Here is a 254-nt window from a genome sequence, read left to right as displayed (position 1 = left end):
TGGCGCTTCCGGCACTATTCGTACAGTAGCCAGTATCGCAACAGCGCAGAGTTGGAGCGAAAATGGGGTAATCACCACCGAAGCTTTGGATAAAATTATTGCTCATATGATTGAGGCTGGTCATCACATCAATTTCAATTGGAGGGTTTAAGTCCAGAACGAGCTAATGTATTGGCTGGTGGGGTTGCTGTCTTAAAAGCATCATTCGACCGCTTAAAAATTGATCGGATGATTGTGTCAGATGGAGCACTTCG

General features: G+C 45.3%; 1 protein-coding gene. It reads left to right on the top strand.

Translation table 11 applies throughout. The annotated features are described in order from the left end of the window. Positions 1-138 precede the first annotated feature (138 nt). On the top strand, positions 139-254 hold a 116-nt coding region (locus E8Q33_RS16325), incomplete at its 3' end, for a hypothetical protein (RefSeq protein WP_371413306.1).

The organism is Methylophaga sp. SB9B (assembly GCF_004832235.1).
GTDB classification, from domain to species: domain Bacteria; phylum Pseudomonadota; class Gammaproteobacteria; order Nitrosococcales; family Methylophagaceae; genus Methylophaga; species Methylophaga muralis.
This window is presented reverse-complemented; position numbering and strand designations above follow the sequence as displayed.